The sequence below is a fragment of the Cohnella suwonensis genome (assembly GCF_042655365.1).
Taxonomy (GTDB): Bacteria; Bacillota; Bacilli; order Paenibacillales; family Paenibacillaceae; genus Cohnella; species Cohnella suwonensis.
On record NZ_JBHSMH010000001.1, the window covers coordinates 50,796 to 71,499 of the forward strand.

Annotated in this window: 20 protein-coding genes; 14 read left to right on the forward strand and 6 right to left on the reverse strand. The window is 57.9% G+C overall.

All coding sequences use genetic code 11. The features are described from left to right. The first annotated feature begins 14 nt into the window (after nucleotides 1–14). The 4 genes from typA to ACFPPD_RS00270 all read left to right on the forward strand — a co-directional run bounded on the left by typA (nucleotide 15) and on the right by ACFPPD_RS00270 (nucleotide 3,695). On the forward strand, nucleotides 15–1,856 hold the full coding sequence (typA, locus tag ACFPPD_RS00255) for a translational GTPase TypA (RefSeq protein WP_209747519.1): 1,842 nt from the start codon (nucleotides 15–17) through the stop codon (nucleotides 1,854–1,856). Between the two features lie 20 nt (nucleotides 1,857–1,876). Beyond that, the gene (locus tag ACFPPD_RS00260) at nucleotides 1,877–2,191 is read left to right on the forward strand and encodes a YlaH-like family protein (RefSeq protein WP_209747521.1); all 315 of its coding nucleotides are present in this window, start codon (nucleotides 1,877–1,879) and stop codon (nucleotides 2,189–2,191) included. A gap of 65 nt (nucleotides 2,192–2,256) precedes the next feature. Continuing rightward, nucleotides 2,257–2,568, forward strand: coding sequence for a hypothetical protein (locus tag ACFPPD_RS00265; protein ID WP_209747524.1), 312 nt, complete (start codon nucleotides 2,257–2,259; stop codon nucleotides 2,566–2,568). Next, nucleotides 2,565–3,695 (forward strand): LCP family protein, encoded by a 1,131-nt coding sequence (locus ACFPPD_RS00270; protein ID WP_209747527.1) that lies wholly within the window; start codon nucleotides 2,565–2,567, stop codon nucleotides 3,693–3,695. The genes ACFPPD_RS00265 and ACFPPD_RS00270 overlap by 4 nt, the downstream gene beginning before the upstream one ends. A gap of 83 nt (nucleotides 3,696–3,778) precedes the next feature. On the opposite strand, the gene ACFPPD_RS00275 is transcribed toward ACFPPD_RS00270, so the two are convergent. Together ACFPPD_RS00275 and ACFPPD_RS00280 are read right to left on the reverse strand one after the other, a co-directional pair. Further along, nucleotides 3,779–4,798, reverse strand: a complete 1,020-nt coding sequence (locus ACFPPD_RS00275; protein ID WP_209747529.1) for an anthranilate phosphoribosyltransferase — start codon at nucleotides 4,796–4,798, stop codon at nucleotides 3,779–3,781. After that, the gene (locus tag ACFPPD_RS00280) at nucleotides 4,795–5,421 is read right to left on the reverse strand and encodes an ANTAR domain-containing response regulator (RefSeq protein WP_209747531.1); all 627 of its coding nucleotides are present in this window, start codon (nucleotides 5,419–5,421) and stop codon (nucleotides 4,795–4,797) included. Before ACFPPD_RS00280 ends, ACFPPD_RS00275 begins: the two co-directional genes overlap by 4 nt. Before the next feature lie 307 nt (nucleotides 5,422–5,728). On the opposite strand from ACFPPD_RS00280, the gene nirB reads away from it, so the two are divergent. The 3 genes from nirB to cobA are packed head-to-tail and all read left to right on the forward strand — an operon-like array spanning nucleotide 5,729 to nucleotide 9,375. After that, nucleotides 5,729–8,179 (forward strand): nitrite reductase large subunit NirB, encoded by a 2,451-nt coding sequence (gene nirB / locus ACFPPD_RS00285; protein WP_378080968.1) that lies wholly within the window; start codon nucleotides 5,729–5,731, stop codon nucleotides 8,177–8,179. Nucleotides 8,180–8,195: 16 nt separating this feature from the next. Continuing rightward, nucleotides 8,196–8,513 carry a nitrite reductase small subunit NirD gene (gene nirD, locus ACFPPD_RS00290; RefSeq protein WP_209747533.1) on the forward strand — a complete coding sequence of 106 codons (318 nt, stop codon included), beginning with the start codon at nucleotides 8,196–8,198 and terminating at the stop codon, nucleotides 8,511–8,513. A 19-nt stretch (nucleotides 8,514–8,532) separates the two neighbouring features. Beyond that, the gene (cobA, locus tag ACFPPD_RS00295) at nucleotides 8,533–9,375 is read left to right on the forward strand and encodes a uroporphyrinogen-III C-methyltransferase (protein ID WP_209747535.1); all 843 of its coding nucleotides are present in this window, start codon (nucleotides 8,533–8,535) and stop codon (nucleotides 9,373–9,375) included. Between the two features lie 215 nt (nucleotides 9,376–9,590). On the opposite strand, the gene ACFPPD_RS00300 is transcribed toward cobA, so the two are convergent. Beyond that, complete coding sequence (locus ACFPPD_RS00300; RefSeq protein WP_378080971.1) at nucleotides 9,591–10,190, reverse strand: YhcN/YlaJ family sporulation lipoprotein; 600 nt, start codon at nucleotides 10,188–10,190, stop codon at nucleotides 9,591–9,593. Between the two features lie 163 nt (nucleotides 10,191–10,353). On the opposite strand from ACFPPD_RS00300, the gene ACFPPD_RS00305 reads away from it, so the two are divergent. Continuing rightward, nucleotides 10,354–11,685: a PhoH family protein gene (locus ACFPPD_RS00305; RefSeq protein ID WP_209747537.1), complete on the forward strand. Its 1,332-nt coding sequence runs from the start codon at nucleotides 10,354–10,356 to the stop codon at nucleotides 11,683–11,685. Nucleotides 11,686–11,745: 60 nt separating this feature from the next. Here the strand turns inward: ACFPPD_RS00305 and ACFPPD_RS00310 are convergent, their stop codons facing one another. Then, a complete protein-coding gene (locus ACFPPD_RS00310) occupies nucleotides 11,746–12,252 on the reverse strand; it encodes a hypothetical protein (RefSeq protein ID WP_209747539.1) in 507 nt (168 codons plus the stop codon). 152 nt (nucleotides 12,253–12,404) lie between these two features. On the opposite strand from ACFPPD_RS00310, the gene ACFPPD_RS00315 reads away from it, so the two are divergent. Continuing rightward, nucleotides 12,405–13,733 carry an extracellular solute-binding protein gene (locus ACFPPD_RS00315; protein WP_209747541.1) on the forward strand — a complete coding sequence of 443 codons (1,329 nt, stop codon included), beginning with the start codon at nucleotides 12,405–12,407 and terminating at the stop codon, nucleotides 13,731–13,733. Here ACFPPD_RS00315 and ACFPPD_RS00320 read toward each other — a convergent pair. After that, a complete protein-coding gene (locus ACFPPD_RS00320; RefSeq protein WP_209747543.1) occupies nucleotides 13,704–14,789 on the reverse strand; it encodes a coiled-coil domain-containing protein in 1,086 nt (361 codons plus the stop codon). The genes ACFPPD_RS00315 and ACFPPD_RS00320 overlap by 30 nt on opposite strands. Before the next feature lie 108 nt (nucleotides 14,790–14,897). Between ACFPPD_RS00320 and ACFPPD_RS00325 the strand changes: the two genes are divergently transcribed. Beyond that, the gene (locus tag ACFPPD_RS00325) at nucleotides 14,898–16,073 is read left to right on the forward strand and encodes a class I SAM-dependent methyltransferase (RefSeq protein WP_209747545.1); all 1,176 of its coding nucleotides are present in this window, start codon (nucleotides 14,898–14,900) and stop codon (nucleotides 16,071–16,073) included. 120 nt (nucleotides 16,074–16,193) lie between these two features. Here ACFPPD_RS00325 and ACFPPD_RS00330 read toward each other — a convergent pair whose 3' ends face one another. Next, nucleotides 16,194–16,430 carry a DUF2626 family protein gene (locus ACFPPD_RS00330; protein ID WP_209747546.1) on the reverse strand — a complete coding sequence of 79 codons (237 nt, stop codon included), beginning with the start codon at nucleotides 16,428–16,430 and terminating at the stop codon, nucleotides 16,194–16,196. A 322-nt stretch (nucleotides 16,431–16,752) separates the two neighbouring features. Between ACFPPD_RS00330 and ACFPPD_RS00335 the strand changes: the two genes are divergently transcribed. The 4 genes from ACFPPD_RS00335 to bshC all read left to right on the forward strand — a co-directional run bounded on the left by ACFPPD_RS00335 (nucleotide 16,753) and on the right by bshC (nucleotide 20,605). Next, nucleotides 16,753–17,397, forward strand: a complete 645-nt coding sequence (locus ACFPPD_RS00335; protein WP_209747549.1) for an RsfA family transcriptional regulator — start codon at nucleotides 16,753–16,755, stop codon at nucleotides 17,395–17,397. Nucleotides 17,398–17,506: 109 nt separating this feature from the next. Continuing rightward, nucleotides 17,507–18,436: a ketopantoate reductase family protein gene (locus ACFPPD_RS00340; protein WP_209747551.1), complete on the forward strand. Its 930-nt coding sequence runs from the start codon at nucleotides 17,507–17,509 to the stop codon at nucleotides 18,434–18,436. 20 nt (nucleotides 18,437–18,456) lie between these two features. Further along, nucleotides 18,457–18,849, forward strand: a complete 393-nt coding sequence (locus ACFPPD_RS00345; RefSeq protein WP_209747552.1) for a DUF3397 domain-containing protein — start codon at nucleotides 18,457–18,459, stop codon at nucleotides 18,847–18,849. Nucleotides 18,850–18,973: 124 nt separating this feature from the next. Then, entirely contained in the window at nucleotides 18,974–20,605 is a 1,632-nt protein-coding gene (bshC, locus tag ACFPPD_RS00350; RefSeq protein WP_378081019.1) for a bacillithiol biosynthesis cysteine-adding enzyme BshC, read from the forward strand. The last annotated feature ends 99 nt before the right edge of the window (nucleotides 20,606–20,704 follow it).

Sequence of the window (20,704 nt, forward strand, 5' to 3'; positions counted from 1 at the left end):
TAAGGAGTGGAACTATGTTTCCGAGAGACAAAATTCGCAATATCGCCATCATCGCCCACGTTGACCATGGAAAGACGACGCTCGTCGACCAATTGCTTCGCCAATCCGGCACTTTCCGGGAGAACGAGCAACTGCAAGACCGCGCGATGGATTCCAACGATTTAGAAAGAGAACGCGGCATTACGATCCTGGCGAAAAACACGGCCGTTCAATACAAGGATCATTTGATCAACATCGTGGATACGCCCGGACACGCCGACTTCGGCGGAGAAGTGGAACGGATCATGAAGATGGTCGACGGCGTTCTTCTCGTCGTCGACGCGTTCGAAGGCTGCATGCCGCAAACGAAATTCGTTTTGCGCAAAGCGCTTCAACAAGGCTTAACGCCGGTCGTCGTCCTGAACAAAATCGATCGTCCCGCGGCCCGTCCGGCCGAAGTGGTGGACGAAGTGCTCGAGCTGTTCATCGAGCTCGAAGCTTCCGACGACCAGTTGGAATTCCCGGTCGTGTACGCGTCCGGTTTGAACGGCATCGCCGGCAACACGCCGGAAGACCTCCAACAAACGATGGAGCCGCTGTACGAGATGATTCTCGACCAAGTGCCTTCTCCTAAAGAAGACACGGAAGCTCCGCTTCAATTCCTCGTGACGTTGCTCGATTACAACGAATACATGGGCCGCATCGCGATCGGCCGCGTGAACCGCGGACGCATCGCCCAAGGCCAATCCGTTGCGGTCATCAACCGCGAAGGCCAAGTGAAGCAAGCCCGCATCGAGAAGCTGTTCGGCTTCCAAGGGCTGAAGCGGGTCGAAGTCGAAGAAGCGGCCGCGGGCGATATCGTCGCGATCGCGGGTCTTAAAGAAATCAATATCGGGGAAACGATCGCGGATCCGGCGAATCCGGAAGCGTTGCCGGTTCTCGCCATCGACGAGCCGACGCTGCAAATGACGTTCCTCGTCAACAACAGCCCGTTCGTCGGACGCGAAGGCAAATGGGTCACTTCCCGCAAGCTTCGCGAGCGTCTATTCAAGGAAATCGAGACTGACGTCAGCTTGAAAGTCGACGAAACCGAAAGCCCGGACATGTTCATCGTCAGCGGACGCGGAGAATTGCATCTCGGCATCCTGATCGAGAATATGCGCCGCGAAGGCTTCGAGATCCAAGTGTCCAAGCCGGAAGTCATTCTTAAAGTGATCGACGGCGTCAAAAGCGAGCCGATCGAACGCTTGCTGATCGACGTGCCGGAAGAAAGCATGGGCGCGGTCATGGAAAGCCTCGGCACGCGTAAAGCGGAAATGGTGAACATGATCAACAACGGTACGGGCCAAGTCCGCTTGGAATTCCTCATTCCGGCTCGCGGCTTGATTGGTTACCGCACGAACTTCCTTACGCTGACCCGCGGTTACGGCGTCATGAACCACGCGTTCGACAGCTACGGTCCGATGGTCGGCGGCCAAGTCGGCGGTCGTCACCAAGGCGTGCTGATCGCGAGCGAAACGGGCAAAACGACGATGTACGGCATGATGTCCGTCGAAGATCGCGGCATTTTGTTCTTGGAGCCTGGCCTTGACGTATACGAAGGCATGATCGTCGGCGAGCACACGCGCGATACCGACATAATCGTCAACATCTGCAAAGAAAAAGCGCTGAACAACATCCGTACGGCGAACAAAGAGGAAACGGTCAAGCTGAAGTCGCCGCGTCTCATGTCGCTCGAAGAAGCGCTCGAATATTTGAACGACGACGAGCTGTGCGAAATTACGCCGAAGAGCATTCGCCTTCGCAAAAAAGTGCTTAACAAAAGCGAACGCGACAGATACGAGAAGCAACGTCGCATGGCGGAATCCGGAGTCTAACCGCGAGGAGGGACTTTACCATGCAGGAATGGTTTCACGATCATGCGGTCATCGCTTACTTGTTGATCGTCGTCTGCACGGTCTATATTTTCAATACCGTCTTCCGGACGGGCAAGTTGCCCTTGGTCAAAGAAATCGCGGTGCACGTCGTGCTGGCGATCGGCTGCCTGGTGCTGCTCTTGTTGCAGCTCGACAAGCTTCCGATCATCCAATGCATGGCCGTCGCCGTCGCGATGATGGCGCTCTTGCGCATACGTCAAATGTACGACAAACGCAAAAATTATCGGCTGAAGAAAGCCGAGACGTCGCTCCATAAGCCCGTCGATCCGCAATAAGCGAACCGGCGGCTTGCTCGGAGCGGCAGCGGGGGCGACTTTTCCTTGGGAGAGGGGAAACGGCCGTGTCATTAATGGACGCGTTGTTTTATTGGCTGCAAATGAAATGGGTACTGGATGTTTTCCCCGAAGACGAGGCGGCTAAGGAAACCGCCCGCTTTTTCGCGCAGATTTTGTCGGAAGACCACGAATTGACCGAATTCGGCATCGAATCGGTCGACTCGGGCAAAGTCCATGTCGCGTACGCGAAGCGGGACGGCACTTCCCGTACCGTGTGGTTCGATCGGGAAGCCGTCGGACAATTGAGGCGCGACATGTTCGGGGATCGGGACGAACCCGAGGAAAAGGGCGGAGACGACGAGGAGGAAACGCATTGAGTCACGATACGCCATTGCCTTCCCGCGCGAAGAGCCGGCCCTCGGGGACGCCCAAAGCGTCCATGCCGAAGAAGCCGGGCAAAAAGATTCGATGGGGAAGGTTGATCGCCGTCGTCATCGTCGCGATTATCGTCGCCTTGGCCGGTTACGTCGCTTATTTGTATTTCGGATCGTACAAACCGAATTTGGCCAAAATCGCGAAACGCGAGGACGGCAAAAGTGCCAGCGCTCCGCTGACGAAGGAACAACGGGCCCAGGAAAAGCCGATCGCGATAGCGATTCTCGGCCTGGACAATCGTCCGGAGACGGGGAGCATGAACACGGACGTACTGATGGTCGCGGCGTTCAACCCGATTACGAAGACGGCGACCGTTATGTCCATTCCGCGCGACAGCGACTTGAACCTGGACGATTACAAGCGGCACAAAGCCAACGGATATTACGCGGCGTTCTATTCGCAAGCGCGCAAGAGCAAGGATTACGAGGGCGAAGCGATTCCGGCCTACGCGCGCGACCAGACGCGCAAAATGCTTTCCGAATTCGCCGGCATTCCGATCGACTATACGGCGGTTATCGACTTCCAAGGCTTCGTCGACGTCGTCGACGCGCTGAACGGAGTCAATGTCACGGTCGATAAGGACATGCGTTACGTCGATACGGCGGACGGTACGAATATCGACTTGACGAAGGGCGAGAAGACTCTGAACGGCGAACAGGCGCTCGGATTCGTTCGATACCGCAAGTCGAACCGCGGAACCGCGGAATCGAGCGATTTCGAACGTAACGAACGCCAAAGCCAAGTTCTCGGCGCGATCGCGGACCGGATGAAATCGTTTAGCAGCGTAACGAAGGTAGGCAAAGTGCTGGACGCCGTCGGGGACAACTTGAGAACCGATATTCCGGCCGCTCAGATCGAGAATATCATCAAGACTTACTTCGGCATCAACAGCTCGGACATTCGTTTTCTCCCGCTGACGGGCGAATGGAAAAGCCCTTACGTGATCTTGGATCAAGACCGGCTAGAGGAAGTCCGCCGCGCGCTTTCGGACGAACTGAGCCCGGCAGGGCGCCCCGCGGCGTCCGCAAGCGCGGCGGGTACTCCATCGGCATCCGCCATCGCCGAATAAACGCCCGCAACAAACAAAACTCCCGATCGAGCTCAGCGCTCTTTCGGGAGTTATTTTCGTTGTCGGGCGCCGCGGAGACGCATTCAGTGGAGTAGGGCGTTTCGCCACTGCTCGTAGGCATTCCAAGCGCCTCCGGAGTCCAGAGCGGCTTTGCACGCGTACAAGCCTTCCTCGACCGAATCGACTTTCTCCGCGAGGTGCAGGCGATAAGCGGAATTGAGCAGCACCTGGTGGAAGAATCCGAGTTCTCCGTCGCCTTTAAGCACGGCTTCGGCGGTCCGGATTTGCGAGGCGGGCGTCCATGCGACTTCGGGAACGGGAGTGTCGAGTCCCCACGTCTCCGGATCGACGACCTGCAGCGACGCCGTCCCGTCCTCTACGACGTACGTTCTCGTCGGGCGGTCGATGTGCAAGTCTTCGGATCCTTCCGTGCCTTGGACGATCAGGGCGCGGCGGTAAGCCAGCTTGGACATGAGCCGAGACAGCCGGTCGAATACCGTATTGTGGTATACGCCAAAAACCAAAAAAGGGGAGCTGCCGTAATCGATCAGCTTCTCCGCGCTGTTCAGCACCGTTCTCATGCCGAGCTGCTCGCGGATCGGGCGCAGTTCGAGCAGGGGCGGACACCATTGCTCCGCCGGGACGTACAGGACGCCGGTTTCTTTCGCGGCGCCTACGATCGTATCCTTTTCCAGCGAAGAAGGCCGAATGCCGATCTCGGTCAGCAGGTCGTGCAGCGTGATGCCCCATTTCGGAGGGAGGGACGCCATGCCGTGCAGCGTCACGGGAAGTCCCGCGGCGGCGAGCACGAACGCGGACGCGAACGTGGCGAAGAACGACTTCTTCCGACCGTCGTAGGGACCCGCCAGATCGATTCCGCCATGCTCGTACTCACGATAGGCGGCATTGCGGCATACATGGACGAATGCTTCGATTTCCTCTACGCTTTCCATTTTAATGCGTTCGGCGATGAAGAACGCGCCGACCTGCGCGGGCGTCGCCTTCTGATTCAATATTTGATCGGCCGCGTAAAGGGACTCCTCGTAAGTCAAATCGCGGGCCCCGCGTTTGCCTCGGCCGACTTCCTTCAGCAATGGGATCATTTTTTCTTCGCCCCTTTATCCTTGCTCTCTTGCAGCAATTGATACACTTTGACGATCGAGGTGGCGACGTCTACCATTCTTTTGCGTTCGTTCATCGCTTGCTTGCGAAGGATATCATAAGCTTCGGATTCCGTTACGTTCTTGATCTCGCATAGGATGCTCTTGGCCATGTCGACCCATTTGCGTTCTTCCAGCTTGCCGAGCAGCTGCTCGCGCTCGTTGTTCCATTGCCTGCGTTCCATGAACTGCTTGGCGCCGAAATGAAGGCCCCAGTGAAGCTCGTGGCCGCTCATGCGCGGGCCGAGCACGCCGTCGATCATTGTGTCGTCCTCGCACGCGTCGAGAGACTGGGAGGCGGTGAGTTCGTCGCACCACCATAATAATGGAAGAGGTTTCGCTTGCAGCAAAATTTTACCCCATGGCTTGATTGCCGACAGCGGCAAATGCAAGATCGCCGCATCGGCGGACGCGACCGTCAGCAGCGCTTGTTCCTTGTCATGGGTTCTGGAGACGATGTATCCGTTGGAGCGCAATACGAATTCCGGCGGCGGCGTCTCGGAATCGGAGAACGGCATAATATCCTTCGATTTCGTTTCATTATAGATAACCAATAATGATCGCATGTCGGGTTTCACCGCCTTCTGTCTTCGCTAATGTTACACAATCTTACGTAATTTTATATCACAGGACGATTCGGGCTGTCTATGTTCTTTTGCAATTTTAATGATGTTAGATATGTTGACACGTACGTTCAGATGAGGTATATTTTGAACAATAACCGATTTATTTATGACTTCATAAACGAGATACAACGGCGTATCTCTCCTGCGGCAATGAAGCCTGCTAACTCCTCGCGGATATTATCGTGGAGCTAAGCGGGCATTTGTGTTTTCCGACGTTGGTCGCACAGAAGAAGGGAGACGGAGAGAGATGGAGAGAGAGATGGAGAGAAAAAAGAAAAAACTCGTAATGGTAGGCAACGGAATGGCCGGAGTGAGGGCGATCGAGCATTTGCTCAAGCTCGCTCCCGACGCTTACGAAATTACGATTTTCGGCGCGGAGCCGCATCCGAACTATAATCGAATCATGTTATCGTCCGTTCTCGCGGGCGGAGCGGATATTAAAGACATCGTTCTGAACGACTGGGATTGGTACAAAGACAACGGGATCTGCCTTCACGCGGGCCACCGCGTCGAACGGATCGATACCGTTCGCCGGACGGTAACGTCGGATAAAGGGCTTACGGCCGAGTACGACTCCCTGCTTATCGCGACCGGTTCCGACGCCTTTATGCTTCCGTTGCCGGGGGCGGACAAAGAAGGAGTCATCGGCTTCAGGGATATCAAAGACTGCGAAACGATGATGGAGACGTCGAAGAAATACAAGAAGGCGATCGTGATCGGCGGCGGCTTGCTCGGTTTGGAAGCGGCTCGCGGATTGCTGAACCTCGGAATGGACGTCACGGTCGTCCATATCAATTCTTATATCATGAACCGGGAATTGGATCAGGCGGCCGGCTTGATGCTGCAGAAGGAGCTGGAGGAGCAAGGCATGAAGTTCCTCTTGCGTAAAAACAGCTCGGCGATCATCGGCAAGAAAAGGGTTACGGGGCTTGCGTTTACGGACGGTACGGAGGCGGAAGCCGATCTGATCGTCATGGCCGTCGGCATCCGCCCGAACGTCGCTCTTGGCGTCAAGGCGAACCTCGAAGTGAAACGCGGCATCGTCGTGAACGACTTCCTCGAGACGAGCGAAGAGAACATCTACGCGCTCGGGGAATGCGCGGAGCATCGCGGAATCACGTACGGATTGGTTGCTCCCCTGTACGAGCAAGGAGCGGTGCTGGCGAAGCGGCTGGCAGGCTTGGAGACGGCCGGCTATGCCGGTTCCGTGACGTCCACGAAGCTGAAAGTGTCCGGCGTCGACGTCTACTCCGCGGGCCGCTACGACGAGCCGGAAGGCTCCAGGTCGCTGAAGTACCAAGACGAGTTGGACGGCGTCTACAAGAAGCTCGTGCTCAGGGACGACAAGTTGATCGGCGCGGTGCTGTTCGGCGATACGGGCGACGGCGCGAAGCTATTCTCGATCATCAAGTCCGGAGAGTCGGTTAAGGGACGCGAGAAGGAGCTGCTTCTAGGCGCTCCCCTGGGCGCCGCCGGCGGATCGCAGGACGATCGCCTGGCAGCGATGGCCGACGACGAAATCGTCTGCGGCTGCAACGGCGTCACAAAGGCGGCGATCGGCGACGCGGTCGTGAACAAAGGCTGCACGAGTCTCGGGGAAATCAAGGCTTGCACGAAAGCTTCCGGTTCTTGCGGCGGATGCAAACCGCTCGTTGAAGGCTTGCTGACCTTGTACGCGGGCGACAACGCCAAAACCGCGGTCAAAGAAGGCATCTGCGGATGCACGACGCTCGATCGCGACGAGATCGTCGCCGAGATCAAGCGGATGGGATTGAAAACGGTCAAGGAAACGATGAACGTGCTCGGCTGGAGCAACGCCGAAGGGTGTACCAAATGCCGGCCTTCCTTGAATTATTATTTGGGCATGCTGTGGCCGGAAGAATACGCGGACGAGAAAGAGTCGCGGTTCACGAACGAGCGCTACCACGCGAACATTCAGAAGGACGGCACGTATTCGGTCGTTCCCCGCATCTACGGCGGCGTCACTTCGCCTTCGGAATTAAAGAAAATCGCCGAAGTCGCGGAGAAGTTCGACGTGCCGCTGGTGAAGTTCACGGGCGGGCAAAGGCTCGACTTGCTAGGCGTGAAGAAGGAAGACCTCCCGAAAATGTGGGAGGAGCTCGACATGCCTTCCGGCCATGCCTACGGCAAAATGCTTCGCACGGTCAAAACTTGCGTCGGTTCGACGTTCTGCCGGTTCGGCACGCAAGACGCGATCGGCATGGGCATTCGTCTGGAGAAAGAATTCGAACGAATGAACGCCCCGGCGAAAGTGAAGCTGGCCGTGTCCGGCTGTCCGCGGAATTGCGCGGAATCGACGATCAAGGATTTCGGCGTCGTCGCGATCGACGGCGGTTGGGAGCTGCACGTCGGAGGCAACGGAGGCGTGCACGTTAGGGCGACCGATTTGCTCTGCGTCGTGAAGACGGAAGACGAAGTCGTGGAATGGGCGGCCGCGTTCCTGCAGTATTACCGCGAAGAAGCGACGTGGGGCGAGAGGACGTCGCAATGGGTCGAGAGAGTCGGCATCGAAGCCGTGAAGAAGGGGCTCGAGAGCGCCGAAGAGCGCAAAGCGCTGTACGGCAGAATGCGGACTACGCTGGATAGAATTCCGGATCCTTGGAAAGAAATCGTCGCCGAGCCGGAACTTCGCAAAAATTTCGAACCGATCGCCGCTGCGCAAACGGTATCGCCATAAGAGGGGGAGATGCAGCATGAACAAAACAAAAGTACTCGTAGCCAACGTGAACGACATCGATCCCCTTGGCGCCCGTAAAATCCGGATCAAGGATACCGACATCGCCTTGTTCCGTTTATCGGACGGAGAGGTGCTCGCCGTCGAAAACAAATGCCCGCACAAGGGCGGACAGCTTTCGGAAGGAATGGTGTGCGGTAAAGTCGTCCACTGTCCGTTGCACGATTGGAGAATCGACCTTCGCAACGGGGAAGTGCAAAAGCCGGACGATGGATGCGTCAATACGTTCGAAGTCGAAGTCGACCCGGCTAGCGGATCCATTTACTTGAGCGTATAGACCGAACGGAGGGACGGATATGGACGACGCGAAGCCGAGCCGCGCGAAGCGCGCGAGGACGCCCGGAACCGTACGTATCGTCGGAGCCGGTCCGGGCGATCCGGAATTGATTACCGTAAAGGCGCTGCTGCGCATCCAGAAAGCCGACGTCATCTTGTACGACCGGTTGATCGACGATCGCCTTCTCGCGAACGCGAAGAAAGACGCGTTGCTCGTTTATTGCGGTAAAAGCCCCGGAGCGCACGCGATGCCGCAACAACGCATTCATCGTTTACTCGCGATGTACGCGGGAAGAGGGAAGGACGTCGTCCGGCTGAAGGGCGGCGATCCCTTCATCTTCGGACGAGGCGGGGAAGAGGCGCTCGCGATGGCGGAGCGGGGCATCCCGTACGAGATCGTGCCCGGTATCACGTCGGCGCTCGGTAGCGCCGCGGCGTCCGATATTCCCCTAACGCATCGCGGAGCGAGCGCATCGGTCGCGTTCGTGACGGGAAGCCGTTGCGCCGATCCATCGTCCGGTATACGTTGGGATCTGTTGGCGCACGGCGCCGATACGCTCGTCGTATACATGGGCATCTCCCATCTCGATACGATCCGCGGAGAGTTGCTATCGCACGGCAAAGCGGAGGATACGCCAGCGGCGATCGTCGAACAAGGGACGACGGACGAGCAACGAACGTTCGTCGGCACGCTCGCGACGATCGGAGACATCGCGCTGGAGATGGCCGTTCGCAATCCGGCTCTCATCGTCATCGGGGAATCGGTACGCGTCAGAGCGAGGCTTAGCGAGCTGTCGCGCCGTTCCGGCGCGGGACTAGGCAAGGATGCGTTGGAAAGCATGAACTCATATGCTATAATATAGCTAGCTACACCAAGTTCGAGGGGGGCTGCGGATGAGAGGAACGATAACCACTTGGACCGAAGCTTCGAACGAACGACTTGCGTCGACAATAGAGCCTCGCGCCGCTTGGATGTCCAAGCGTGCCTATGGCGTGCGGAAAAGCCCAGTGACTTTCACTGGGCTTTTTTTGTCCAACGATAGGGAAAAACGTCCCCGAGCCCGCCGATCGGAATCGATCAGCGGATGGCGGTCGGAGCAGGCGTTTCGCTCTGCCGTTTCGCCTTGCGGACGCTGTTAGCGCCGTAATTCTCGCCGGACATCGGCGGAATGACGTTTCGCGGAATTTGCGGGACGAGGCGTCCGACAATGTCGGCGAGTTCCTCTGCGAATCCGGCGATCGGCCGGCCGGCTCTCGTATCGGCGCGGATCTCCCGCAACCGCTGGGCCATGTCGATGTCCGCCGTAACGACGGCATCGATGCCGTAAGGATCTTTGCGGAACGCTTCGGCGACCGCGTACTTGATCGTTCCGACCTTCGAGCGCTCCATTTTCGAATCGACGTCGATGCCGACGACCGCGAACTTGCCGAACACGACGCAGTTGGCGCTTTTGACGCCTTCGACGCCGCGCGCAAGAGACTCCAGATGGGCGGACACTTGTTTCGGATTGCTTAGCGTCTTCTCGGTCGCGTTGCCGGCTTGTTGCGCCTGATAACGCACGCTCGAAGATTCCGGCGCGGACGATTTGCTGTTGTTGCCGCAGCCCGCAGGGCCGAGCGCAAGCGCGGAAAGCATGAGCGCGGCGGTCCCGCATGCGATCAACATAGATTGTTTCATTGCTGTTTCACCACCCTGGTTTGGAGGGATGCCCGTATTAGCCGACATGGCGACGGTTCGACGCCGGCGCGTTCGGCTGCCACAGAAAAGCTTGCGGTATCGTTAGTGTTCCCTGCCTTTCGAGAGCTATGTAATTCAAATCGCCGAACCTGGAGGGTCCCTCATGCGTAAAATTTATGTGCTGGACACGAACGTACTGTTGCATGATCCGCTCTCCTTGTTTTCCTTCGAGGACAACGAAGTCATTATTCCTTCCGTCGTGCTGGAAGAGATCGACTCCAAGAAAAGGCTGGCCGACGAAATCGGGCGCAACGCGCGGAACATTTCGCGGGAGCTTGACGGCATGCGGGCGCTCGGTCAGCTTCACGAGGGCGTGCGATTGCCGAACGGCGGATTGCTCAAGGTGGAAATGAATCATCGCCGCTTCGTGAAGGTTCAAGAATCGTTCGGGGAGATGACCAACGATAACCGAATACTCGCGGTGGCGCTGAATTACCATATCGAAGAACAAGAGAGCGGCAATCCCCGTCCCGTCATCATCGTCAGCAAGGACGTGCTCGTACGGGTGAAAGCGGACGTGTTGGGGATGCCGGCGCAGGATTACTTGTCCGACCAAATCGTATCCGTGCCGGACCAGTACGCGGGTCACTCGACGTTGCACGTGCATCCTTCGGTCATCGACGAGTTTTACTCGACGAGGTCGATCGGCGTGAATCAGCTCGGCCTGAAAGTTCAACTGCATCCGAACGAATTCGTCATCTTGCGCGACGAACTCGGGACGTCCAAGTCCGCTCTGTTGAAAGTGACGTCCGACGGTCATAAGCTCGAGCCGCTGCATATGAGCAACGATCCGGTGTGGGGCATTACCGCGAGGAACGCCCAGCAACGGATGGCGCTCGAACTGCTGCTGAACGACGAAATTCCCCTCGTGACGCTTACGGGGAGGGCGGGAACCGGCAAGACTCTGATCACTCTCGCCGCGGGTCTCATGAAAGTGGAAGACGAGCACAAGTTCAAGAAGCTGCTTATCGCGCGCCCCGTCGTGCCGATGGGTAAGGATATCGGCTATTTGCCCGGCGAGAAGGAAGAGAAGCTGCGTCCTTGGATGCAGCCGATCTACGACAACCTGGAGTTCCTGTTCGATACGAAGAAGTCGGGAGATCTCGATAAAATATTGATGGGAATGGGAAGCATTCAAGTGGAGGCGCTGACTTACATTCGGGGGAGGTCGATACCGGGTCAATTCATCATCATCGACGAAGCGCAGAACTTGAGCAAGCACGAAGTGAAAACGATCGTATCGCGCGTGGGGGAGAACAGCAAAATCGTGCTTCTCGGCGATCCCGAGCAAATCGACCATCCGTACTTGGATTCCCAAAGCAACGGATTGACCTATCTCGTGGAGCGCTTCAAGAAAGAAGGCATCAGCGGCCATGTCACCTTGGAGAAAGGCGAGCGTTCGAAGCTTGCACAACTGGCCACCGAAAGGTTATAACGCCGCCGGTAGAACTTCGTCCGCATGCGACGGCGCAGGCACCGCGAACGCCGCGGTCGTTTAATGAAAGAGCCATTCGACCGTGCAGCCGTAAGCGGAAGCGATGCGGACCGCAAGCTCGGACAACTGCCGGTCGATCGCGAATGCCGACGCGGCGGTTTCGGAACTTCCGTCGACGGAGGCGACAAGGTGTTCCCTCAATTGATGATAAGCCGGGACGGGTTCCGCTCCCGGCTTTGTCGCTTTTAAAGAAAAGACGGCCGTCAGCGCAAGATCGAGGAACGCGTTGCCGGCTTGCGAGGCGATGGCGTAATCGTCGTACAGCGATTCCCGACGCGTCCCTTCGAGCAGCAGCAGCAATTCGATAGGTTCCGCCAGCAGATCGCGGGCCGCCATACACTCCCTAGCGTAGAGGAAATGTCCTTCTTCGCCGAAGACGAGCATTTCGTTCGCCCGGTCGAACAACGGGACGTTCCTTCCGATAAGATCGACGGCATCCTCGAATTCGGCGGCGGCGCCACCGATCGGGAAAGTCGCCTCGAGCCCGTACAAACGCGTCCATTTCATTTCGTTGCCTCCAGTCGACAAAGTAGGGACGACGGCTACGAGAGAGCTCGTCCGCCGGGATAAAGCGCTTACGGAAAAAGCGAGACATCAACTCTCCGTCCTGTTATCATTAAAAAGACAGGTTAACGTTTAAGAGGAAATCAGGTGAAGCCTTGGCAAGACGCAAATCGGTTCTCGTCTTTCTTTTATTCGTTCTGATGGTGCTCGTTCTCTCGCCGTGGGCGAAGGCGCCTTCGCCGGAGCCGTCCGTCGCGACGTTCCATGTCGACGGCAAAGCCGAGGCGAACGACGATCCCGTCGTAACCCGGCCCGTATCCCGCCTCCGCGTCGAAGCGGCCATGACGGAGCCGCAATTCCGCGTGCTGCTCGGCGAGAACGAGCGGTTCTCGCTCAGCCACCCTGAAATTACGGTCGAGCTGACGCGCGTGGATCCCGAACGGGCCTACGATAGATATAAGGAAGCTTCCGCCATGAACGAGTCCGCCGACATCATGCTGTTCAACAACGAATGGGTCAAGCAGTTCGCCTCTTCCGGCTACTTGATTCCGACGGATCCCGCCTTCGTCGGCAAGGCGCTCGCAGAACAGTTCAACGCCTTAACGTCGCCGCTGAAGTGGAACGGCTTCCTGTGGGGCGTTCCGTTCGACATGGACCCGTACGTGCTGCTGTGGAACGACCGGCTTCTTCGCGAAGCGCTCGGTCCGGACGTCGCGTTGCCGCTTGCCCTCGAACAGTGGACCGCCTTGGCGGACAAGAGCGCGGCGTCTCCGACGCCGTACTCTTGGCTGGCCATCGACCGGGAAGATCCGTTGGCGTTGCTCGGCTGGCTCCAGAACGCCGGCGGGGAACGAAGCGACGGTCTGTGGGCCAAAGGAAGCGATCCTTGGGATTCCCCGGGAACGGGAGGCGCGCTGTCGTTGCTGGCGTCCCGGCTCTCGTACGTCCGATATCCCCTGGACGTCGCCGAGGCGATCGAATCGGTGAAGAGAGGGGAAGCGGCCGTCGCCGTCGTACCTTATTCGGACGCGTCGGAAGCGAACGCGGAGCCCCGCGGCTCCGCGGAAACCGAACTGGCGATCGACCATCAATCGTGGCGTATGCCATGGGTTTGGCCGCGCGGCCGAAGCTTCGTCGTATCGTCTTCCAGCGAATCCGAGGAAGCGGCTTACGTCTGGATCTCTGAAATGACGGGGGAGCAAACCCAGCTCGCGAACTTGGAGAAGCTGGGCAAGCTACCGGTATTCCGTACGATGTACGACAGCGATCGAGCGCTGTCCAACTTGCTTCCCGGTCGCAACGGGGCGAATTTCCCGAACCAAGCCCCGCTGTCCGCGGAGCCCGAATTGCCGGACGAATTGACGGCGTTAAGCGACATGTGGTCCCGACTGGCGGGGAGCGAGCTCACGCTCGATCAATGGAAAGAGCGGTGGAACGAAACGGCACAAGGCCGATCAGCCGCCGACGGCCAGTTGAACGACTAGTTTGCCGTCGTCCATGGACACGCTTTTCGCTTTGACGAATTTGACGAGCTTCTGCGGATAGAAGCCGAGGTCGAATTCGCGCTCGAGATCTTTTCTCGTCGTATCCGGAAGCTCGAGACCGTTGAACACGAGCTTGTCGACATGGAAGCGAATCGCGTTTTCGGGTTCGTTCTCGATTTCGTAGCGGCCTTGGATAAGCACCGTAATGTTCCCGTTGTCGCCTTCCATCGTGAGCAGCCCGTCGTCGAACTTGAACGCGAAGTCGTCGAAACGGCGGTCCTGAGAACGGAGAAACTCGTTTAGTTGGGCGTCCGTGATCGTCAGCTTCGCCTTGAAGCCGTTCGTCTCGAGAATGCCCGGCTTATCCTTGACGTAGTCGGGCAAGTTGCCCATCGCGTCCGCGAGCGCGCGGAAATGTTTTTTCACCTCGTAGATGCCGACGTTTTTCCAATAGGCGTTCAGTTCGTCCATCAGTTTGCGCAGCATGTCGGCATCGCCGCTCGAAGCGAGAGCCGCATCCACTTCCCGCTGAAGAGCCGCGATGCGCTCGCGCTGCCCGACGAGCTCCCGTTCGACGGAAGACAGGTCGTCTTTGTCTTGGCGCAGCCGGTCATACCCTTTTTTCAGTTTCCCGTATTCGGCCTGATAGCCGTTCATCGCGTTTTTGTCGGCTTGCACGATCATGTCCATCGTATCCCATACGTTGATCAGATCCGGAAGGGAATTCGCGTTCAATAAGGCGGACATCCAGAAATCCTTGTAGCCCATATAATAGGATCGGAGTACCCTTCCGGCTTTCTCGCGCTGGGCGGCGATCGCGATTTCCTGCTTGGCGAGGGTTGTCTCGCTTTCGTCGATCTGCTTCTGCGTCTGCGTCTTCAAGCCGGATATGCGTTCGATTTCCCGGTCCAGCTCGACGACGGACAAGCTCTTCTCGAGCAGCTTTCTCGTATTCTCGGGCATCGGTCCCGCGTGAACGGGAAACAGAGCGCCGGTTCTGGACATGAACAGCAGCGATACGATCGCCGCGATCGCGGCGAACGCGATTCGACGCATCGGAGTTCCTCCTCTCGGGCGCGCCGCCGAAGGCGTTCGGCTTGGAATGCTTTTGGAACAACCCCTATTATAATATGACGTCTCGATTCGGGGAAAGGTGCGGTAGGCATGGAAAAGAACAGGACCGAAACGCCGCTGGAGCCGGTATTGAAGCGATTGATCGCGAATAGCGACGTTCGCGGCCGGGCGGAAAACGGGGAGACGTTGTCCGCGATCCCCTTTCACCAGTATATGACGCATTGTCTCTATCATCCCGATTTCGGTTATTATCGTTCCGGCGCGGCGCGGGTCGGACGGGAAGGCGACTTCTATACGAGCGCTTTCGTCGGGGACGTCATGGGCGGCCAGCTCGCCTCGGAGCTGACGCGATTGGCGAAAGCCGAATTCCCGGGAGACAAGCTCGTTCGGGTGTTCGATTGGGGCGGGGGGACCGGCCGGCTGGCGAAACAGATGCTGGACGCCTGGGCGGCAATCCCCGAAGACGCCGGCCTCCGATTCCAATGTACGGTCGTGGACGGGAATCCGTCGCACCGGGAATCCGCCAGGGAAGCGTTGGCGCCCTACATCGTCGCCGGGTCTGCCGACGTTCTATCGGACTCGGAAGACGATAAGATCAACGGGCGATTCGCCTCCGGGCCCGTCATCGTCGTCGCCAACGAATTGATCGACGCGTTCCCGGTGCATCGCCTGACGTTGAGGCGCGGAGTAATAACGGAGCGTGGCGTCGCATACCGGGAGGGAGAAGGTTTCGTCCATTGCCTGATGGAGCTGACGGACGAACGCCTAAGAAAGAGACTGGGCGAATCGAAGGCGAAGCCGTCGGAAGGGCAATCTTTCGAAATGAACTTGGCGGCCGAAGCCTGGTTCGAATCGTTGTCGGACAGACTCGCTCGAGCGGACGCGAAAGCGCTCATCGTCTTCGTCGATTACGGGGACGAGACGGAGGAGTTGCTCGCCCCGCATCGAATGGACGGCACTTTGCTCGGCTATATGGGCCATCGCGCGCTGAATGATCCGTTCGCAAGGCCGGGGGAGCAGGACCTGACCGCGCACGTGGACTTCGGCGCCTTGCGGCGGGCGGCGGAACGGATCGGGTGGAAAGAACGATGGTACGGCACGCAGAAGCGGTTCCTCGTCGAATCCGGCGTCCTGGCGAAGCTTTCCGAACACGCGATCGCGGACCCGTTCCATCCGACAGTCCGGCGTAACCGCGCGATCCGGCAGCTGCTGCTATCGGATGGCATGAGCGAGCTGTTCAAGGTTCAAATTTTGTCCAACCGATAAACATAAAAGCGAAACCTCAAAAAGAGGCAGTCTCTCGTCCATGCGGACGGCGGGCTGCCTCTTTCTCCGTTGCGATATGTATCCGGCGGCCGGATATCGCTTGCGCTTGCGCGTTCGCGATTAAACCGGAATCCCCATCTCGAACACGGTCCAGTACGTGAAGCCGAGGAAGGCGAGAATCATGTATCCCCAGAACATCAGCATATACGTGCGTTCGGTGAAGTTCAGGTAGCCGAGCAAGAAGAAAACGGCCGTTTGCATGAAGAACAACATGGAAAATTCGAACATGTCGCCCGCAAACGCCATTAGGGCAATTACCAGTGTCCAGAAGCCGAGCACCCTAAACATTCGTGCCATCGTATAGTCCCCTCTCATACGCACAAGACGATTTCTAAAGCATATTATAACGGCTGGGCCATAACGTGTAAACCGACAACTCGTGACGAATCGGCAAACTTTTCAAGATGCCTGTAGCATGCCCGGCTTTCCGGATCGTATGCGTCGCAGCCGCGCGAAAGTCTCTCTTTCGGCGGTATTCTCCCTTCGGAAGGCGCGCTAACGTATAGTGAATCGAAAAATGGATATAAATAGAAGTATCCGATAGATTCTATGAATTCTACTACGGGCATAGGATGGAACAAAGCAGCAAAATATACGCGTATCGTAAGGAGGGAACCCCATGACGGCTGCAAGACAAGACGCATGGAGTCCGGATGACGACTTGATATTGGCAGAAGTCACGTTGCGTCATATCCGCGATGGCAGCACCCAGTTATCCGCATTCGAGGAAGTCGGCCAGCGTATTTCCCGCACTTCCGCGGCTTGCGGATTTCGATGGAACAGCTGCGTCCGCAAAAGGTACGACGAAGCCATCGGGCTCGCAAAGCAGCAACGCCAGAAACGGAATTATCTCAAGAAACAAGGGATATCCACGATCTCGGGCACGGAACGGCTCGTCGCGGAGGATACGGATAGCGGCAAAGCCGATCTTCTATCCGCCGAATCTTTGTCTTTGGAAGCGATTATCCGTTATTTGCGCCAATGGAAAGGCACCGTGCAAGAGATGAGCAAGCAAATTCGCCATCTGGAAAGAGAATTGAAAGAAAAAGAGGACCGGTTGAGCGAATTCAGGGAAATCAACGACAAGCTTTCCAAGGAAGTCAACGAGGTCCAGACGGACTACCAAGTCGTCAACGACGACTACAAAGCGCTCATCCGCATTATGGACCGCGCGCGCAGGCTCGCCTTCTTGACGGAGGAAGCGGAAGAAGACCGCGCGAGATTCAAGATGGACGCGAACGGCAATCTCGAACGAATCGAATAAAGCAAGGAAGCATGCGGCCCGCGGGGACTTTCCTCGCGGGTTTTGCTTTGGTATCGTAAGGTGACGCATAGTTGCCGCCGAAAGGCGGACGAAGGGGAGATAGATCACGATGGCGTGCGCTGCGGTCGCGGGAGCCGGATCGATGGGGTTGTTATTGGCGGCGAAACTGAACGCATCGGGCATCGCCTGCGAGTTATGGACGCGAACGGAGGAACAAGCGGAAGCGCTAGTGCGGGACGGGATTTCGCTGCAAGACGAGACGGGCGAAGAGTTGTCGCGCGTCGCCGTCAGGGCGATGCCGCTGGAGGAAGCCGCTACGGCGCGATCGGACGGACCGAAGGTCGTCTTCCTCGCGGTCAAGCAGACGGCTCTTAAGCCGCCGTTGCTGGCGCTTCTCGCCCGGGCCGTTCCAACGGACGGGACGATCGTCGCGCTTCAGAACGGCTTCGGGCATCTGGAGGCGCTGAAGGAAGCCCTTCCCGAGACGGAAGTCGTTCCGGCGGTGACGACGGAGGGAGCCCTTCGGAAGAGCGGTACGACCGTCAGCCATACCGGCAAAGGAGAGTTTCGCGTCGGGCTAGCGGACGAATCGGATCGACGATCGTCGGATCGGGTCGAAGCGATGCTGAAACAGGCAGGATTTACCGCGTTCGTGTCGAATGAGTGGGAAGAAGCTTTATTGCGGAAGCTTCTCGCGAACGCCGTCATTAACCCGTTGACGGCGATCTGGGGAGCTCGGAACGGACAACTGCTCGAATCTGAACGGAAGAAGGCGGTCATGAAGGCGCTGTTCCGGGAAACGTACGGCATTTTGCGGGGACGCAAGGAAATCGGCGAAGAGGACGAGCTATGGCGATCCGTTATGCGGGTATGCGAGAAGACCGCCGCCAATCGTTCTTCGATGCTTCAAGACGTGCTGGCGGGCCGCGAAACCGAGATCGATTACATCAACGGCGCGGTGTGCCGAATGGCCGAGGAGCAAGGTTTGCCTTCGCCCTGGAACGAGACGCTGACCGCGCTCGTGAAAGCCATACCTTAACGTAGGGGAGAGATTGTCGAATGGGCGCCATCTGGCATGCGTTAGTCCAATCATACGCGTTTATCGCGACGGTTCCGGTCATCCCGTTCCTGCTCGTCTATTTCGTAGGCGCCAGGGGCGGAGACCGCAAAGCCGCCGTTCGCCTCGCGATGGACGTCACGACGATTTTCCTGATCGGTTTCGTGGCGGGGGCGCTGAACACTCGCCTTCATTCGAATTTCAGCCTTTACTTCATTTTGCTTGTCATGCTGGTCGGAGGCGGGCTGATCGGCAACGCCCAGAACCGTCTGCGGGGCAAGGTGGATGCCGGGAAGCTCTTTCGGGCCGTATGGCGGCTCTCGTTTTTTTGCCTCGTTCCCGTCTATCTGCTCCTCATGCTTCTTGAAATCGTATTTCCCGCAAAAAGCGCCTAACGTACAAACAACTCGGCCCGGACGTAACGGGAATGGCCGACTTATACTTTTGACGTGTAATCTGTCGTTGTGTACAATCATTCTGATAGCACAATGACAGATCGGGGGAACGTTCCCTTTGAATATGACAACTTACGAAGAGTTGGATTTAAGAACGATCGCGGCAAAATACAGATCGGGAGACGAGTCCGTCGTCGGCTTGTTCGGCGGGCATCCCGAAGATCGGAAGGCGTGGGCGGCGAAAGCCGCGAAGCTTGACTCGGAGAGGGATTCCCGGGCAAGCCTGTCCGCCGTAGCCGACGCGATACGAGACTATCATTCGAAGCTTCCCGCTTCGGAAGAGACGGAACGCTCGCTCCGCAAGCTCGAAAGGGGCGACGCGCTCGTCGTCGTCGGCGGCCAGCAAGCCGGATTGTTCGGAGGCGCGCTTCTTATTTATTATAAGGCGCTGACCGTCATCCAAGCGGCCCGCGAAGCCGAGCTCGCGCTCGGAAGGCCCGTCGTTCCGGTATTCTGGATCGCGGGGGAAGACCACGATTACGACGAGGCGAACCACGTGAACGTGCTGTCCGCGGAAGGCGGCATCCGGCGCGTTCGCGTCGAGCGGCCGGACGGCCCGCGACTTGCGGTCAGCCGGACGCCCGTATCCTACGAGCAGTGGGAGTCGGCGCTTCAGGAATTGGCGGCGCAGTTGCCGGATACCGAATATAAGCCCGCGTTGCTGGAAAAGCTTCGCGCCCATTGCGCCGACGCCCCGACGCTCAGCCTAGCGTTCGCCAGACTGCTCGCGGATTGGTTCGGAAGCCAAGGGCTTCTGCTGCTCGACGCCGACGACGCCAAGCTTCGCGCGATCGAGGGGCCGATGTTCAAGCGGCTCATCGAACGGAACGGCGAATTGGAAGACGCTTTGAAGGTTGGAGAAAGACTTGTTCGGGAGCGCGGTTTCCCGTTACAGGCAGAGACGGCGCAAGGCGGGGCGAACTTGTTCCTGCATCACGAGCAGGGTAGGTTGTTGCTGTTCAAGGAAGGCGAAGCTTTCGCCGACCGTAAAGGCATCGTGAAGCTGCCGAAGGAAGAGATGACGGCCCAAGCCGCGGATTGTCCGGAGAAGCTGAGCACGAACGCGCTCACGCGCCCGCTCATGCAAGATTACGTGCTTCCCGTTCTCGCGGCGGTGCTCGGGCCTTCCGAGCTCGCGTACTGGGGCATTCTCGGGCCGGCTTTCGAGACGTTCGGCATGTCGATTCCGATTCTCGTGCCGCGCCAATCGTTTACGTACTTGGAGCCGGGCGTCATGAAGCTGATCGATAAGTTCGGATTGACGACCGTACAGGCGATGACCGAATGGGAAGAGCGGAAAGCGGAATGGCTCGCCCGTCAGGACGAGTGGCAGCTCGAGGAACGTTTCGCCGAAGTGAAACGGCAATTCGCGGAGCTATACGCGCCGATGATGGATACGGTGTCGTCCATCCTTCCTTCCTTGGCGAAGCTAGCCGAGACGAACCGCGATAAAATCATCGAGCAGATCTCTTATCTGGAATCGCGTTCGATAGATTCCGTCGCGAAGCGGCACGAAGCGTCGCTGAAGCAATGGGACCGTATTCGGCTGTCGTTGTCCCCGATGGACAAACCGCAGGAGCGGGTATATGGTACGATCCATTTCTTGAACCGATACGGTCCGGAATGGATGTCGCTATGGAACCGGGCGCCGTTCCAAGCGTCCGGCGGACACCGTCTCGCGGAAGGAATGCCCTGATGGTAATCAAAAAGTCCGATTTTGATCACGAAGCGCATTCACGGGGATTATTCGACGTCGAATCTTGAATTCAGCCGGGACTTCCGGTTCTCACGTAGG

Bases quoted from the DNA above. Each gene is read 5' to 3' on its own strand.
- nirB (WP_378080968.1), top strand. From the start codon at position 5,729: ATGGAGAGAGAGATGGAGAGAAAAAAGAAAAAACTCGTAATGGTAGGC.
- ACFPPD_RS00305 (WP_209747537.1), top strand. From the start codon at position 10,354: ATGCGTAAAATTTATGTGCTGGACACGAACGTACTGTTGCATGATCCG.
- ACFPPD_RS00340 (WP_209747551.1), top strand. From the start codon at position 17,507: ATGGCGTGCGCTGCGGTCGCGGGAGCCGGATCGATGGGGTTGTTATTG.
- ACFPPD_RS00300 (WP_378080971.1), bottom strand. From the start codon at position 10,190: ATGAAACAATCTATGTTGATCGCATGCGGGACCGCCGCGCTCATGCTT.
- ACFPPD_RS00330 (WP_209747546.1), bottom strand. From the start codon at position 16,430: ATGGCACGAATGTTTAGGGTGCTCGGCTTCTGGACACTGGTAATTGCC.
- bshC (WP_378081019.1), top strand. From the start codon at position 18,974: ATGACAACTTACGAAGAGTTGGATTTAAGAACGATCGCGGCAAAATAC.
- ACFPPD_RS00345 (WP_209747552.1), top strand. From the start codon at position 18,457: ATGGGCGCCATCTGGCATGCGTTAGTCCAATCATACGCGTTTATCGCG.
- ACFPPD_RS00260 (WP_209747521.1), top strand. From the start codon at position 1,877: ATGCAGGAATGGTTTCACGATCATGCGGTCATCGCTTACTTGTTGATC.
- ACFPPD_RS00335 (WP_209747549.1), top strand. From the start codon at position 16,753: ATGACGGCTGCAAGACAAGACGCATGGAGTCCGGATGACGACTTGATA.
- nirD (WP_209747533.1), top strand. From the start codon at position 8,196: ATGAACAAAACAAAAGTACTCGTAGCCAACGTGAACGACATCGATCCC.
- ACFPPD_RS00320 (WP_209747543.1), bottom strand. From the start codon at position 14,789: ATGCGTCGAATCGCGTTCGCCGCGATCGCGGCGATCGTATCGCTGCTG.
- typA (WP_209747519.1), top strand. From the start codon at position 15: ATGTTTCCGAGAGACAAAATTCGCAATATCGCCATCATCGCCCACGTT.
- ACFPPD_RS00325 (WP_209747545.1), top strand. From the start codon at position 14,898: ATGGAAAAGAACAGGACCGAAACGCCGCTGGAGCCGGTATTGAAGCGA.
- ACFPPD_RS00275 (WP_209747529.1), bottom strand. From the start codon at position 4,798: ATGATCCCATTGCTGAAGGAAGTCGGCCGAGGCAAACGCGGGGCCCGC.
- ACFPPD_RS00310 (WP_209747539.1), bottom strand. From the start codon at position 12,252: ATGAAATGGACGCGTTTGTACGGGCTCGAGGCGACTTTCCCGATCGGT.
- ACFPPD_RS00280 (WP_209747531.1), bottom strand. From the start codon at position 5,421: ATGCGATCATTATTGGTTATCTATAATGAAACGAAATCGAAGGATATT.
- cobA (WP_209747535.1), top strand. From the start codon at position 8,533: ATGGACGACGCGAAGCCGAGCCGCGCGAAGCGCGCGAGGACGCCCGGA.